This window comes from Streptomyces sp. NPDC002911, assembly GCF_053591835.1.
The window spans coordinates 498,015-513,934 of sequence record NZ_JBSFUO010000003.1 but is presented as its reverse complement, the minus strand read 5'-3'; the positions used below and the strand labels follow the sequence as shown (position 1 = coordinate 513,934).

The window sequence follows — 15,920 nt, the reverse complement described above, 5'->3', positions numbered from 1 at the left end:
GTTGAGCACCGCAAGCGTGGCCTCGGACGGCCTTCTCGCCCTGACCCGCGCCCAGTTGGGTATATGGAACGCGCAGCGCCTGGAGCCGGACTCGCCGTACTACGTCGTCGGTGACGTCGTCGAGATATCCGGCACCGAGCCGGTGGACGTCGACGCGCTGGCCGAGGCGGTCCGGGCGACCACGGAAGAGGCCGAGACACTCCGCCTGCGGGTGTACGACACTCCGGAAGGGCCACGCCAGAGGGTCAGCGAGGAGCCGGTCGAGCGACCCGAGGTGCACGACGTCAGTGCGGCGCCCGATCCCGTGTCCGCCGCCCAGGCGCTGGTCGATGCCGAGCGGGCGCGGGCGGGCGAGGAATGCCGGGGGATGCTGGACCGGCCGCTCTGGTCACGCACCGTCATCCGGCTGTCCGACCGCGAGGTGTGGTACACCCAGCTCGGCCACCATCTGGTCTTCGACGGCTACACCGCCGCGATGCTCGCCCGCCGCACCGGCGCCCGCTACACCGCCCTGGTACGGGGGAAGGAGCCTGCCCGGTCGACCTTCGGCGCCTTCGCCGACCTCGTCGCCGCGGACCAGGCATACCGTGACAGCGACCGGTTCGCCGAGGACCGCGCGTACTGGGTCGAGCGGTTCACCCCGCTCCCCGGACTCGGCTCCCACGGTGATCCCGGCACCGCAGACGGTGCGCCGGACCGCACCCTGACCGCCCGCGCAGTCCTCACGCCCGAAGAAACTGCCCGGCTGCGGGCGTTCGCCGACGGTGAGGGCGTCACGTGGGGTGAGGTGCTGATCGCCGGTTACGCCGCCTTCCTGCACCGCATGCTGGCCCGCACCGACGTGGTGTTCGCGCTGCCGCTGATGTGCCGGGCAGGCTCCGTCGAACTGCGCACCCCCGCCATGGCGGTCAACGTGCTGCCGCTGCGGGTGACCGTGCGAGGCCGCGACCGGCTCGGCGAGCTGAGCCGGAGGGTGTCCTCCGCCATGCGCGAGATGCGCGACCACCAGCGGTACAGAGGCGAGGACCTGCCGCAGGACCTCGGCGTCCCAGGCGCCGGCGCGCTGTTGCACGGACGCGGTGTCAACCTCAAGGCGTTCGACCTGGCGATCGACTTCGCCGGGTCCGGCGGTGTGATGCGTAACGTCGCGGGCGGCCCGCCCGAGGACATGGGCCTGAGTGTCCTGCCGACCCGCGACGGCGGGCTGCTGCTCGGCTTCGAGGTCGACGCGCGGACCAACGACCAGGCGGCGGTCGACAGTCTGCTGGCCGGGCTGCGGACCCTGCTGGCCGCGCTCGTCGACGGCCGGCCCGTCGGACGCGTCGCCATGACGGACGACGTGGACGGACTGATGGCGGCCTGGTGCCCGCCCGCGCTGCCCGGCACGCCGGTGGACGTGCCCACCGCCTTCGACACGATGGCCGCCGCCCATCCCGGGCATACGGCCCTGGTCTGTGGTGACGAGCGGCTGAGCGCGGCGGACCTGGCGGGCCGGGTGCACCGGCTGGCCCGTGCGCTGCGGGCCCGCGGGATCGGGCCCGACGACGTCGTCGCCCTCGCTCTGCCGCGCTCGGCCGACTCGGTGACCGCCCTGCTGGCGGTGCTGGACGCGGGCGCCGCCTTCCTGCCCCTTGACGCCGCGTACCCGCCCGAGCGGCTGCGCGATCTGATCGACGACGCCCGCCCCGCTTTGGTGGTGACCGACGGCACGCTCGACGGGCTGCCGTGGAGCACCCTGCTCGGCGAGGCCGACGACCTGTCCGGCGCACCGCTGACGGCCGACGAGCTGGCTGCGCCCCGGCACCCCCAGCACCTCGCCTACGTGATCCACACCTCCGGGTCGACCGGGCGCCCCAAGGGCGTACTCGGCCGGGTGGGCGGCCTGGCCGCGCTGCTGCACCACCAGCGGTCCACGGTCGTCGCGGAGGCCGAACAGGCCGCGGGCAGGCGGCTGCGCGCCGCTCACACCTACTCGTTCGCCTTCGACTCAGCCTTCGACCACCTGGTGTGGCTCCTGTGCGGACACGAACTGCACGTCTACGACGCGGAGACCATTCGCGACGCCGACGCACTGCTCGCCGTGTACGACCGCGACGGCATCGACATCGTGGACACCACGCCGTCGATGGCCCTGCCCCTGGTCGAGGGCGGCCTGCTGGACCGGCGGCCGACGCTGCTGGTCCTCGGCGGAGAAGCCACCTCGCCCGCCCTGTGGCGGCGGGTCGCCGAGTCGGGGACGACCGCGTGCAACATCTACGGGCCGACCGAGGCGACCGTGGACAGCACCACCGCGCGGATCGACGGCGGCGAGCCGACGATCGGCCACCCGCTCGCGGGAACCCGGACCTATGTGCTGGACAGCGCGCTGCAACCGGTACCCCCCGGCACGACGGGTGAGCTGTACCTGGCGGGGCCCCACCTGGCCCGCGGCTACCTCGGCAGGCCGGGAGCCACTGCCGAGCGTTTCGTCGCCGACCCGTTCGGCGCACCGGGGGAGCGGATGTACCGCACCGGCGACCTGGCCCGGTGGGTGCCAGGCAGGGGTCTCGCGTACGGAGGCCGGGCCGACGGGCAGGTCAAGATCCGCGGGCACCGGGTGGAGACCGGCGAGGTCGAGTCCGCCCTCGCGGCTGTCCCCGGGGTCACCGCGGCGGCCGCCAGGGTGCTGTCGTCCCGGCTGATCGGTTATGTCGTGTCCACCTCGGTCACCGGGGACGAGGTGCGCGCACACCTCGCTGAGCGGCTGCCCGACCATCTGGTGCCCGCGGCGGTGGTGGTGCTCGCCGCGCTGCCGGTCACGCCCAACGGCAAGCTCGACCGCGCCGCCCTGCCCGGGCCCGCATCGGCCGGCGGCGGCCGGGAGCCGGGCACCGAGCGGGAGCGCCTGCTCTGCGTCGCCCTCGCCGAAGTGTTCGACGTCGAGCGGGTCGGGGTGGACGACGACTTCTTCGCCCTCGGCGGGGACAGCATCACCGCGATCACCGTCAGCAGCAGGCTGCGGGCCGCGGGCCTGGGGCTGCGGCCGCGGGACCTGCTGGCACGCCGCAGCTTCGCCGCCCTGGCCGCCTCCGCCGAGCTGCTGGAGGACGTGCCCGAGCCGGTGGACGACCCGATCGGGCCCGTGCCCGCGCCGCCGATCGTGCGGGGCCTGCTCGACCCGCATCCGGACGTCGACGTCGTCGCCGGGTACGCGCAGTGGACCGCCCTGAGTGTCGACAGCCTGGACCACGACGACCTGGTCACCGGCGTACAGGCCGTGCTCGACCACCACGACGCCCTGCGGCTGCGGGCGGACGCCGGCCTGGAAGTGCTGCCCCGCGGTGCGGTGGGGGCGGTCGTCGACGAGGTACGCGACGAGGACGTGACCGCCCTGGCAGGGCGGATGGCGGGGGAACTCGATCCGAGGAGGGGCGACCTGTTGCGGGTGGCCCTGCTCCGTACCGGTGACGGCACACCGGACCGGCTGGTCGTCGTCGTGCATCACCTCGCCATGGACGGCGTGTCCTGGCGCGTCCTGCTGCCCGACCTGCACACGGCCTGCACGGGTGGCGCCCTGGACCGGGTCGGGGCGTCCTGGCGGCGGCACGCCCTGCTGCTCGCCGGCCAGGGGGCGTCCGGTGCGCGACGGGGCGAACTCGACCACTGGCGGGCAGCGCTCGCCTCCGCGTCCCGGCTGGGCACCCGGCCGCTGGACCCGGCGCGGGACACGGTCTCGACCGCCCACCGTTCGGTCACCGTGGCCTCGCCCGAGGTCACCGAGGCACTGCTGACGACCCTGCCCGCGGCGTACCGTGCCGGAGTCGACGAGGTGCTGCTGGCCGCGCTCGTACTCGCCCTGCGGCGCTGGGGCCTGTCCGGGGACGAGGTGACCGTCTCGATGGAGGGCCACGGCCGCGAACACCTCGACCTGGCCCGTACGGTCGGCTGGTTCACCAGCGAGTACCCGGTCCGCGTCCCGGCGGCCGACGACGTGGGGCGCACGCTGCGCGCAGCCAAGGAGGCCAGGCGCGGCCTTCCCGACGGCGGCATCGGATACGGCGTCCTGCGCCACCTGGACCCGGAGGCCGGCGCCGAACTCTCGGCCACCCCGCCCCCGGACGTACTTCTGAACTACCTGGGCCGGTTCGCCCCGTTGTCCGCGTCCGGATGGCGCCTGCCGGAGCACGACGCCTTCTCGGTGACCGAGCCTGACGCCAAGGCGCTGGAGCAGGTGCTGGCCCTCAACTGCTTCGTCCACGAGGAAGGCGCGCCACGGCTCGCCGTCGAGTGGACGGCGGCGACCGAAGTCCTCGGCACCGACGTCGTGACTGCCCTGCAGACGGCCTGGGCCGCGGCACTGGACACGCTGGCCGCGCACGCGCGCCACACCCCGGGCGGGCTCACCCCGTCCGACCTCCCGCTGCTCGACCTCGACCAGAGCGCCATCGACACGCTCGAACGGACCGGCCGCATCGCCGACGTACTGCCTGCCACACCCCTGCAGGTCGGGCTGTCCTTCCACACCCTGGTCCGTGACGACGACGAGACCGACGTCTACGTCGTCCAGGCCGTGACCACCCTGGTCGGCGAGCTGGATGCGGACCGCATGGCCGAGGCCGCGCGCGAACTGCTGCGCCGCCACCCCGCTCTGCGCGTGCACCTGGGCACGGCCGGGGACGACGTGGTGCAGGTGATCCCCTCTGAAGTCTCCCTGGACTGGCGGGCGGACGACCGTTTCCCCGAAGCCGCCCGCGCCGATCTCGAGCGTCCGTTCGATCCGACCCGTCCGCCACTGATCCGCTTCCTGCTGTCCCGTGTCGGTCCCGCCGAGCACAAGCTGGTGATCACCAATCACCACGCCCTGCTCGACGGCTGGTCGATGCCGCTGGTCGGCCGCACGCTGCTCGCCCTCTACGCCGAGTTGAGCGGTGGGCCCGTCGCGCTCACCGCTCCGCCGCTGTCGGAGTACTTCCGGTGGCTGGCGGGCCGGGACCGGGAGGTGTCGCTCGCCGCGTGGCGGGACGCCCTGGACGGCGTCGACGAGGCGACGCGGCTGGCACCCGCGGTCACCGGGGGGACCGCGATCGAGCGGCCCGGCCGCGAAACCGTCGGTCTGGGCCGCGAGTTCAGCGACCGGCTCCGCGCGTTCGCCCGCGAGGAGGGTGTCACCCTGACCACGGTGCTCCAGACGGCGTGGGGACTGCTGCTGGGCAGGCTCACCGGGCGCCTCGACACCGTGTTCGGCTGTCCGGTCTCCGGGCGGCCCGCCGAGGTCGACGGAGTGGAGTCGATGATCGGCCAGCTCGGCACCACGATCCCGGTACGCGTCCGGCACACCCGGGACACGTCGGCGCGTGCCCTCATGGCACAGGTGCACGCCGAGAGCGTCGCGCTGGCCGAGCACCACCACGTCGGTCTGCCCGAGATCCAGCGGGCGACGGGCATCGGTGAACTCTTCGACACGATGCTGGTGATGGAGAACTTCCCGCTGTCCAGCCGGAAGCGCACCCCGCTCGCCCCCGGGCTCGAGCTCGCGGGGGTGGACATCACCGACGCCACCCACTACGCGCTGACCGTCATCGTGATCCCCGATGACGAGATCACCATCGGCCTCGGCTACCAGCCGCGCGCCTTCGCCGAGTCGACCGTGCGCGACTACGGCCGCTGGCTGCACAATCTCCTCCGGGAGATCGTCGACGACCCGGCGCGGCCCGCGGTGCGGCTGCCCGCGCTCGACTCCGACGAGCGAGAGCGGATGCTGCGCACCGGCACCGACGTCGTCGCCGCCAGGCCCCGTGGCCACTGGCTCGACGAGTTCGCCGCCTGGGTGGACCGCAAGCCCCGGGCCGAGGCCCTCGTCTGCCGCGACCGCAGCCTCAGCTACGCCGAGCTGGACCGGCAGGCCAACCGGCTCGCCCACGCGCTGATCGCGCGCGGAGTCCGGCCCCAGGACCCGGTCGCGGTTCTGCTCGGACGCGACATCGAGATGACCGTAGCCCTGTTCGGCGTGGCCAAGGCAGGCGCCGTGTACATACCCATGGACGCGAGTTACCCGCGCGAGCGGCTCGCCTACATGTTCGACGACATCGCTCCGGCCGCCGCCGTGACAACCGGCGCCGAACTGCCCGTGGCCCGCGACGTCCCCGTACTGAGGCTGGACGACCCGGCCACGCTCGCGTCGGTGCCGGACACCGACCCGGCCGAGGCACGTGCCGCACTCACCGAGGACGCGCTCGCCTACGTCATCTACACCTCCGGCACCACCGGACGGCCCAAGGGCGTCGGTGTGACCCATCGGGGCGTGCCCGACCTCGTCGCGCTCCAGGAGGAGGTCGTCGGAGTCACCGAGCACGACCGCTACCTGCACTTCGCCTCGACCAGCTTCGACGTCGCGTTCTGGCAGACCATGGTGCCGCTGCTCTCCGGCGGCACGTCCGTGATCGCACCCGAGGAGGTGCGCGTCCCCGGCGACGAACTCCTCGACTACATCGTCGAGCACCGGGTGACCGGGGTGAACCTGCTCCCCTCGTTCCTGGCCGCGATGCCCGACGACCGCACCGTCGACCCCGGCGTGTTCTTCGTCGTCGGCGCCGAGCGCCTCGACCCCGAACTGGCGCGACGCTGGGGCCAGGGCCGCAAGGCGCTGTTCAACGCATACGGGCCGACCGAGGTCACGATCAACTCCACGACGTGGCGGTACGACCCGGACGACACAGGGCCGCTACCCATCGGCCGCCCGGACCCCGACGTCCGCGCCTACGTCCTCGACGGCGGGCTCCAGCCGGTCGGCATCGGCGTGACGGGCGAGCTGTACCTCGGCGGGCCGAGCCTGGCCCGCGGCTACCTCAAACGCCCCGGTCTGACCTCCGCGACGTTCGTCGCCGACCCGTTCGGCCCGCCCGGGGAGCGCATCTACCGCACGGGCGACCTCGTGCGGTGGCGGCCGGACGGACAACTGGTGTTCCTCGGCCGCGCCGACCACCAGGTCAAGATCCGCGGCTTCCGGGTCGAACTGGGCGAGATCGAGTCCACCCTGACCAGCCATCCCGACGTACGGGCCTGTGCCGTGATCATGCGGGAGGGCAGGCTCGTCGGCTACGTCATCCCGACCGACGAGGCCGACATGGACACCGCACGGCTGCGTGCCTACCTGGCGGAGCAACTGCCCGACCACATGGTGCCGACGGCGCTCGTGCCGATCGACCAGCTGCCGCTGAGCCCCGGCGGCAAGCTCGACGCCTCCGCGCTGCCGGCTCCCGAGACCACTGCCGCGACGCGGCGCGAACCCGCCACCGAGGCCGAAGCGGTGTTGCTCGGAGTGTTCCGCGATGTCCTGGGCACCGACGACATCGGCCTCGACGACGACTTCTTCGCCGTCGGCGGAGACAGCATCGTGTCGCTGCAAGTGGTGTCGCGGGCGCGGCGCCACGGGCTCGGCCTGAACGCACGCGACGTCTTCGAGGGAGAGACGGTCGCCGGGATAGCCGCCCGGGCCCGCGACCTCGACGGCGGCGAGGCACCCGCCGTGGGGGACGCGCCGCTGACCCCGGTCATGCGGGACCTGCTGCGCCGCGCGGGGGCCGCCGCGGACGGGTTCTGCCAGTGGGTGGAGATCTGTGTCCCGCCGGGGGGCGACGAGACGGCCTGGCAGGCAGTGCTCGACGCGCTGCTGGCCCGTCACGACGTGCTGCGGGCCCACCTGGCCGACGACATGTTGCGCATTCCGGCCGTCGGAGTGGTGTCCGGGGCCGACGTACTGACCCGCGTACCGGCGGACGACGGCCTGCGGGCCGCAGCCGACGCCGCGACCGCAGCGGCACGGGAGTCGATGGACCCGCGCACAGGTCCGCTGCTGCGCGCGGTGTGGGTGGACGCGGGGGAGGACCGGCCGGGCCGGCTCGTCCTGGTCGCCCATCACCTGGTCATCGACGGTGTGTCCTGGCGTGTCCTGCTCGACGACGTGGAACACGCCTGGTCCGGCGGAGCTCTCATCCGGCACGGCCAGTCGTTCCTGGCTTGGGCGCGTTACCTGCACGACGCCGACCGGAGCGCCGAACTGCCGCACTGGCAGCGGATGAGGGCCACTCAGGCACTCGCCCGTCCGCTCGACCCGGCCGAGGACACCGTGGCCACCGCGACGCACCACGAGATCCGTCTCGACGCCGACTCGACCCGCGCCCTGATCACGACCCTGCCCGCCGCCTACCGCACCACGCCGGACGCCGTCCTGCTGACGGCGCTCGCTCAGGCGGTACGGGCCTGGCGCGGGACGCCGCGTCTCCTGGTCGCACTGGAGAGCCACGGCCGCCCCCGGCAGGTCGACCTGTCCCAGACCGTCGGCTGGTTCACCGCCGTCCACCCCGTGCTGCTCGACGCCGACGACGACGTGCAGGCGGTCAGGGAGCGGCTGCGCGCACAGGGCGACGGCCTCGGCCACGGCGTCCTCACCGCGGCGGGTCTGCTGGACCCCGTGGAACCGGAGGTCGCCTGGAACTACCTCGGCCGCTACCCGGGCGCACCGGCCGAGGAGACCCCGTGGCAGGCGCCCCCGGACGCCGATCCGCTCGGCTCGGGCGGCTCCGACGCGATGCCCCTGCCCCACAGCCTGATGGTCAACGCCCTCGTACGCGACGACGTGCTCGGGGTCCGGATCACCTGGCCCTCCGCACTGTTCACCGCCGCCGAGATCGAGGACCTCGCCGGGCACCTGAGGACCGCGCTCCTGCGCACCGCCGCCGCACCGGAGATCACGGAGCTCGGACCGTCCCGCCAGGTCGCCGAAGTGCTCCCGCTGACCCCGTTGCAGGAGGTGATGCTGCGGCATTCGCGCACCGAACGCCCGGACCCGTACACCGTGCAGTCCGCGTTCTCCCTCGCCGGCGCGCTCGACGTCGACGCCCTTCGCGCCGCGGGCGCCGACCTGCTGGCCCGCCACCCGAACCTGGGCGCGGTGTTCCCCGCCTCACTGGCGGTGATCCCCACGTCGCTCCTGCCGGACTTCCGAGTGACCGACGGGCCCGCCCGGGAAGTGCTGGCCGCCGACCTGGCCGAGCCCTTCGACCTGGGACGGGGCCCACTGGTCCGCCTGACCGTGATCCGGCTCGGCCCCGAGCGTGCCGACCTGGTTCTGACCACCCATCACGTGCTCTCCGACGGCTGGTCCGCCCCGCGCATCCTCACCGAGCTGTTCGCCCTCTACACGGCCCGGGTCCACGGCGGGGCTCCGGACCTGCCCGCCCCCGTGCCGTTCACCGGCTACCTGCGCTGGTGCGCCGACCACGAGCCCGGCCTCTCGGCCTGGGCGGCCGAGCTGGACGGACTGCCCGAAGGCGACTACCTGAGCGACGGCCTGCCCGGTCAGGAACGGCCGGCACCCGAGGTCATCGCGTTCGACCCGGCTCTGGTGGCCGACCTCACCCACCTCGCCGCACGGCGCGGTCTGACCCGGAACACCCTGGTGCAGGGCGCCTGGTCGGTGCTTCTCGCCCGGCGCTCCGGCCGCACGGACGTCTGCTTCGGCGCCATGGTCGCCTGCCGTCCCCCGGAGCTGGAGGGCGTCGAGGAGATCATCGGGCTGCTGGCCAACACCGTCCCCGTACGAGCACGGCTCGACGGCACCCTCGCCGAGACGCTCGCCGACCTCCAGGCACGGCAGCGTGCCCTGGTGGAGGACCAGCACGTCGCCCTGTCCGACTTGGAACGTCTGACCGGACGGCACAGGCTGTTCGACAGTCTGGTGGTGTTCGAGAACTACCCGGTAGACCCGGAACGGCTCCGCGAACCCGCCCCCGGGCTCACGGTCGTCGGAACCCGCTTCCGTGAGGCCACGCACCACCCGGTGACCCTGACGGTCATGCCGGACGGCGACGGCTGGACCGGCGTGCTCGCCCACCGGTCCGGCGCGGACGTCGACGGGCTCGCCGAGGAACTGCTCGACCTGCTCCGAACGCTGGACAAGCACCTCGACAACGACGTGCTCGGCCTCCTGGAGGAGCGATGAGCGGGGACGTCGCACCGCCCGCCGAGCGGGTGGACCGGCATCTGCTGCGGGTCGCGTTCATCCTGGTGCTCGGCACCTTCATGGCCACGTTGGACGCCACCATCATCAGCGTCGGCATCGACGTCCTGACCGACGAGTTCGGCGGGTCCGTCGCGGAGATCCAGTGGGTCACCACGGCCTATCTGCTGGCCGTGGTGGCGGCCGTGCCCGCGTCCGGCTGGCTGGCCGACCGGTTCGGCGGACGGCGGACATGGCTCGCCGCCGTGGGCGTGTTCCTGCTCGGCTCCGTTCTGTGCGCGCTGGCCTGGTCGGCGACCAGTCTGATCGTCTTCCGGGTGATCCAGGGGCTCGGCGGCGGGCTGCTGCCCGCGACCGGGCAGGCGCTGCTGGCCCGCATCGCGGGCCCCGGACGAACCGGGCGGGTGATCAGCGTGGTCGCGGTCGTCCCGCTGCTGTCACCGGTGTTCGGCCCGCTGGTCGGCGGCTCCGTCCTCGGCGTGGCGTCGTGGCCGTGGCTGTTCCTGATCAACCTGCCGATCGGTGGGATCGCCCTGCTGCTCGCCCGCCGCTACGTGCCCACGGTGCCGCCGTCGACGCGGCGGACACCGTTCGACCTGCGAGGGGTTCTGCTGCTCTCGCCCGGCCTTGCCATGCTGGTGTACGGGCTGACCGAGGTGGCCCAGGGCCGTACCCTCCCGGCTGTCGCCGGCGTGGGGGTGGGAATGGCGATGCTGGCCGGCTTCACCGTGCACGGGCTGCGCACCCGCCGCACCCCGCTGGTCGACCCCCGGCTGTTCGCCCGGCCGCCCTTCGGCGCTGCCGCCCTCGCGCTGCTGGTACTGGGCGCTTCGGTGTTCGGCACGATGTTCCTGCTGCCGCTGTACTTCCAGACGAGCCGGGGGCTCTCGCCGTGGGAGGCCGGGCTCCTGCTCGCCCCCCAGGGGCTGGGCGCGGCCGCCGGGTCGATCCTGGTCAACCGCACCATCGACAAGGTCGCGCCGCGGACCTCGGTGGTGACCGGCATCGTCCTGATCGTGGCGGGTACGGTGCCCTTCACCCAGCTCGGCCACGAGGTCCCGGACGCCGCGATCGCCGCGGCACTCGCGGTCCGTGGCCTCGGGATGGCGATGGTCGGCGCGCCCGTGATGAACATCGTCTACAGCCGCATCGAGCCCGAACAGCTGCCCCGTGCGTCCGGAGCGCTCAACCTGCTGAACACGGTGGGCGGTTCGGTGGGAACCGCCGCCCTCGCCGTGGTCCTGGAGAGCCGGCTCTCCGTCCGAGGCCCGGATGTCGCCCGGGCGTTCGCCGACACCTTCTGGTGGGTGCTCGGTTTCTGCCTGCTCGCCGCCGCCGGAGCCACGAGGCTGCCCCGGACCCAGGCCCGTAAGCCATGACGCGCCCCTGCCGATGCCGGGCAAGGCCCGACGCACGTACGATCTTCGGCGGCAAGCAAGCCGGACAACCGACGGGGACGTCTCATGCAATGGCCCGCGCGCCAGGAATTCGACCGCTGGGCCGGACGGCAGCAGAGCTGGGGGGCCGGCCTGATGGCGGTCTCGGCAGCCCTGTTCCTCTGGCTGGGCTACCTGCTGCTGATGCCTTTCAGCGTGCACGACCACCACGATGAAATCGCTTGTGACGCCCCGATCTTCCACGACAGTGAGAGCAGGACGTACAGCCAGGGCACGGGCCGGCTGTGCGCCGTCGAGCGCGACTGGCCGGAACTGCTGGGGCTCGGAGTCCTCGCCGTGCCGCCCGCGGTCGCGGGTGCGGCGCTGTTCACCAGCGGTAGCGCGCGGAAAAGGGCGAGCGCCCATGTCTTCCGGATCCTCGAGATGCAGGAGTCCGATGAGCGTGCACGGCAGAAGGCCCGGCCGAAACCATGAGCGCGCATCACGGTTGTTGTTGTGAGGCCTTCAGAAGTGTGCCGCTCCAGCCGGAGAGGAAGCTGAGGACTTCCGCGGAGCGGGAGGCGGGCTCGGCGGTGTAGACGAGCAGGATCTGGCATGTCCGGAGGCGGGCTGCCTCCGGCACGCGCACGCCCCGTCGCCCGAATGCGGGGGTTCTGTGGCGTCGTCCTGCGGCGGGTGACCCGCTGTGAGGAGGACCTCAGGCGCATGTATTGGCGTCCAGCAATAATTCATATTTAATAACCTAGGTGGTTGTCCCCGGGCACCCGCCGACCGTCCGAACGCCGTCCGCGCCGCAGTCTCCGGAGCCGCCCCATGCCGTCCACAGACCCGCAGACGCCCGTGGGGCCGCGCCGTTTCGACGGACGTGCCGTCGTGGTCACGGGAGCGGCCGGGGGTATCGGCGCCGCCACCGCCCGGCGTCTCGCGGACGAGGGGGCCCGGGTCCTGGTCGCTGACATCGACGCCGAGGAGGGCGAGCGCACCGCCCGTGCCATCCGGGACGCCGGGGGAGAAGCCCTCTTCCACCGCACCGATGTGAGTGACGAGGGCGCGTGGGTGTCCGCGCTGGACGCCGTGCACGACGCGTTCGGGCCCGTCTCGGCGCTTGTCTCCAACGCCTACGCCGTACGCGTCGCACCCGCCCACGACACGACGCTCGACCAGTGGAACCAGCAGCTCGGGGTCACCCTGACCGGCGCGTTCCTCGGCTTCCGCGCCTGCCTGGACGACCTGCGCGCCACCCAGGGCAGCGCCGTCCTGATTTCCTCGGTCCACGCCCTCGTCGGACTGCCGGGCCGCCCCGCCTACGCCTCGGCGAAGGCGGGACTGACCGGCCTGGCCCGGCAGTTGGCCGTCGAATACGGGCCCCACGTCCGCGTCAACGCCCTTCTTCCCGGGCCCGTGCTCACCCGCGCCTGGGACGGCATCGGTGAGGAGGACCGGCGCAGCAGCGCCGAGCAGACCGTGGCAGGGAGGCTCGGGCGGCCCGAAGAGGTCGCCGGAGCGACCGCCTTCCTTCTGAGCGAGGACGCCTCCTTCATCACCGGTGCCTCGCTGGTCGTCGACGGTGGCTGGAGCGCCTACAAGACGAGCGCCTGAACCCCGCGCCCTCCCCGCCACGAAGGATGCCCGTGCCCGGTGCGCCGTCCGCCCGGCCGCGCCCGGCCGTATCAAGGAGAAGAATGAAGATCACCCGCGTCGAGACGTTCGCGGTGCCGCCCCGCTGGCTGTTGTGCCGAGTCGAGACGGACGACGGCGTCGTCGGCTGGGGCGAGCCGGTGGTCGAGGGCCGCGCGGCCACGGTCCGCGCCGCCGTGCACGAGCTGTCGGAGCTCCTCGTGGGGCAGGACCCGCTGAGGATCGAGGGCCACTGGCAGACCATGACCAAGGGGTCTTTCTACCGTGGCGGACCGATCCTCTCCAGCGCGGTCGCCGGACTGGACCAAGCGCTCTGGGACATAGCGGGAAAGGTCTACGGCGCCCCCGTGCACCAGCTGCTCGGCGGCCCCGTGCGCGACCGGGTGCGGGCCTACACCTGGGTCGGCGGGGACGAGCCGGGCCAGATCGCCGACGCCGTGCGGGAGCAGGTCGAGGCCGGATTCACCGCCGTGAAGATGAACGCCTCCGGACGGATGAACCGGCTGGCGACCACCCGCGACATCGACGAAGTCGTCTCCCGCGCAGCCGCCGCACGCGAAGCACTCGGCGACGACAGGGATTTCGCCGTCGACTTCCACGGCCGGTTCACGGTCGCCAACGCCGCCAAGGTCCTGCCGCACCTCGCCCCGTACAACCCGCTGTTCGTCGAGGAGCCGGTGCTCCCCGAGTACACCCACCGGCTGCGCGACCTGGCCGCGGCGTCGCCGGTGCCGCTGGCCACCGGAGAACGCCTCTACTCGCGTACGGAGGTGCTCCCCGCCCTGACGGCCGGAGTGGCGGTCATCCAGCCCGATCTCTCCCACGCCGGCGGTATCTCCGAGGTCCGCCGGATCGCCGCGCTAGCCGAGACCTTCGACGTGCTCCTCGCACCGCACTGCCCGCTGGGGCCCGTCTCGCTCGCCGCCAGTCTTCAGATCGCCTTCAGCACCCCGAACTTCCTCATCCAGGAACAGAGCATCGGCATCCACTACAACGTAGGCGCCGGCCCGCTGGACTACCTGGTCGACACGTCGCCGCTCGACTTCCACGACGGACATCTCCTGCGGACCACGGCCCCCGGTCTCGGTATCGAGGTGGACGAACGAGCGGTCCGCGCCGCCGACAACACCGTCCAGGACTGGCACAACCCGCTCTGGCGCCACGCCGACGGCTCCTTCGCCGAATGGTGAACCAGCCCCGACCGCCGGCTCTTCCCGCGACCCTCTTGGACGTGAACGACATGCATCACCAGACCCCTCTGCACAGTGACGCCTTCGCCGAAGTGCTGCGTCGCACCCGCCTGGCCGCCATCGTGCGCGGCTCCGACGCCGACGCCGCCCTGCGTACCGTCCTGACCCTCGCGGAGGAGGGCGTGGCCCTCGTCGAGGTCTCCCTCAACACCACCGACGCCCTCGGAGTCGTACGCCGTGCCTCCGCCGAGGTGGGGCCCGGGACCGTCGTCGGCGCGGGCACCGTGCTGACCGAGGACGATGTCGCCCGCGCCCAGGACGCCGGGGCCGGCTGGATCGTGACTCCCGCCCTCACCGAAGCCGTGGCCGCGTCGGTCAGGGCCGGACTGCCCGTTCTGGCCGGGGCCCTCACCCCGACCGAGGCCGTCGCGGCCCGGCGCGCGGGCGCCGACGCCGTCAAGCTGTTCCCCGCCTCGCTCGGCGGCCCCGCCTACCTGAAGGCCCTGCGCGACCCCTTCCCCGACATGCCTCTCGTGCCCGTCGGAGGAGTGGACCTCGCCCGCGCCGAGCAGTACCTCTCCCACGGCGCAGTCGCGGTCGGCGTCGGATCGCCGCTGGTGGGCGATGCCGTGCACGGCGGCGACCTGGCCGCCCTGCGCACACGCGCCCGCCGTTTCGTCGCGCTCTGCGCCGGCGGCAGGCAGGGGGAGGTGTGACCGCCGCACCAGGGAGGGCGGCCGCCTCCGCCGATGTTCTGACGTTCGGTGAGACCATGCTCGCCGCCCAGCTGCCCGGCGCCTTGGCGGTCGGCGCCCAGGCCCGGACCACCGTCGCCGGCGCCGAGTCGAACGTAGCCATCGGTCTGGCCCGGCTGGGCCACCGCGCCGTCTGGGCCGGCCTCGTCGGCGACGACGAGCCCGGCCGCCTCGTCCTGCGTACGCTCCGCGGCGAAGGCGTCGACATCACCCGTGCCGCCACCCATGCCACGGCCCCCACCGGCGCGATGCTCCGCGAGCAGCGCGTCGCGGACCTCGTCCGCGTCCACTACTGGCGCAGCCACTCCGCCGCCTCACTGCTCACCCCCGCCGACATCGCGCCCGCACTCGGCGCCGGCGCCCGGATCCTCCACCTGACGGGCATCACCTGTGCCCTCGGCCCGGGCCCCCTGGAGGCCGTGCGCGAAGCGGCCGCCCACGCCCACGCGCAGGGATGGACCGTGGCCCTGGACGTCAACCACCGGCAGCGGCTCTGGACGGCCGAGGAGGCGGGCGGGGCGCTTCGGCCGCTGCTGCCGCATCTCACCGTCCTGATCGCCTCGGACGACGAACTCCCGGTCGTCACCGATGCGTTGACAGGCCCTGACGGGGAAGAGCGAGCCGTCGACGCACTGCTGGACGCCGGAGTGCGGGAGGTGGTCGTCAAGCGCGGGGGACAAGGAGCCGCGTTCCACGACAGGGAGGCCCGGCACTCCCTCCCCGCCCTGCGCGTGCCCGTACGGGACACGGTGGGAGCCGGCGACGCGTTCTGTGCCGGATACCTCTCCGGTCTGCTCGACGGGCTTTCGCCGGCCGAGCGTCTCGCCCGCGCGAACACACTCGGTGCGTTCGCCGTCGCCTCGGACGGCGACTGGGAGGGACTGCCCCGGCGCGATGAACTCGGCCTGCTCTCCGCCGCACCGGGCACCGCGATCCGCTGACT

8 protein-coding genes are annotated in these 15,920 nt (G+C 73.1%); 7 read left to right on the top strand and 1 reads right to left on the bottom strand.

Annotation, left to right across the window (positions count from 1 at the left end; all coding sequences use genetic code 11):
* Position 1: 1 nt before the first annotated feature.
* The 3 genes from ACWD04_RS07570 (at position 2) to ACWD04_RS07560 (ending at position 11,868) form a co-directional block, all read left to right on the top strand.
* The gene (locus tag ACWD04_RS07570; protein ID WP_451129138.1) at positions 2-9,979 is read left to right on the top strand and encodes an amino acid adenylation domain-containing protein; all 9,978 of its coding nucleotides are present in this window, start codon (positions 2-4) and stop codon (positions 9,977-9,979) included.
* Positions 9,976-11,376 (top strand): MDR family MFS transporter, encoded by a 1,401-nt coding sequence (locus ACWD04_RS07565; RefSeq protein ID WP_451129136.1) that lies wholly within the window; start codon positions 9,976-9,978, stop codon positions 11,374-11,376. The genes ACWD04_RS07570 and ACWD04_RS07565 overlap by 4 nt, the downstream gene beginning before the upstream one ends.
* An 84-nt stretch (positions 11,377-11,460) precedes the next feature.
* Positions 11,461-11,868: a hypothetical protein gene (locus tag ACWD04_RS07560; protein WP_451129134.1), complete on the top strand. Its 408-nt coding sequence runs from the start codon at positions 11,461-11,463 to the stop codon at positions 11,866-11,868.
* 7 nt (positions 11,869-11,875) lie between these two features.
* On the opposite strand, the gene ACWD04_RS07555 is transcribed toward ACWD04_RS07560, so the two are convergent.
* A complete protein-coding gene (locus ACWD04_RS07555; protein WP_451129132.1) occupies positions 11,876-12,016 on the bottom strand; it encodes a hypothetical protein in 141 nt (46 codons plus the stop codon).
* 191 nt (positions 12,017-12,207) lie between these two features.
* Between ACWD04_RS07555 and ACWD04_RS07550 the strand changes: the two genes are divergently transcribed.
* The 4 genes from ACWD04_RS07550 (at position 12,208) to ACWD04_RS07535 (ending at position 15,918) form a co-directional block, all read left to right on the top strand.
* Complete coding sequence (locus tag ACWD04_RS07550) at positions 12,208-12,993, top strand: SDR family NAD(P)-dependent oxidoreductase (protein WP_451129130.1); 786 nt, start codon at positions 12,208-12,210, stop codon at positions 12,991-12,993.
* A gap of 83 nt (positions 12,994-13,076) precedes the next feature.
* Positions 13,077-14,222: a galactonate dehydratase gene (gene dgoD / locus ACWD04_RS07545; protein WP_451129128.1), complete on the top strand. Its 1,146-nt coding sequence runs from the start codon at positions 13,077-13,079 to the stop codon at positions 14,220-14,222.
* 50 nt (positions 14,223-14,272) lie between these two features.
* Positions 14,273-14,938, top strand: a complete 666-nt coding sequence (locus ACWD04_RS07540) for a bifunctional 4-hydroxy-2-oxoglutarate aldolase/2-dehydro-3-deoxy-phosphogluconate aldolase (RefSeq protein WP_451129246.1) — start codon at positions 14,273-14,275, stop codon at positions 14,936-14,938.
* Positions 14,935-15,918 (top strand): sugar kinase, encoded by a 984-nt coding sequence (locus tag ACWD04_RS07535; protein WP_451129127.1) that lies wholly within the window; start codon positions 14,935-14,937, stop codon positions 15,916-15,918. Before ACWD04_RS07540 ends, ACWD04_RS07535 begins: the two co-directional genes overlap by 4 nt.
* The last annotated feature ends 2 nt before the right edge of the window (positions 15,919-15,920 follow it).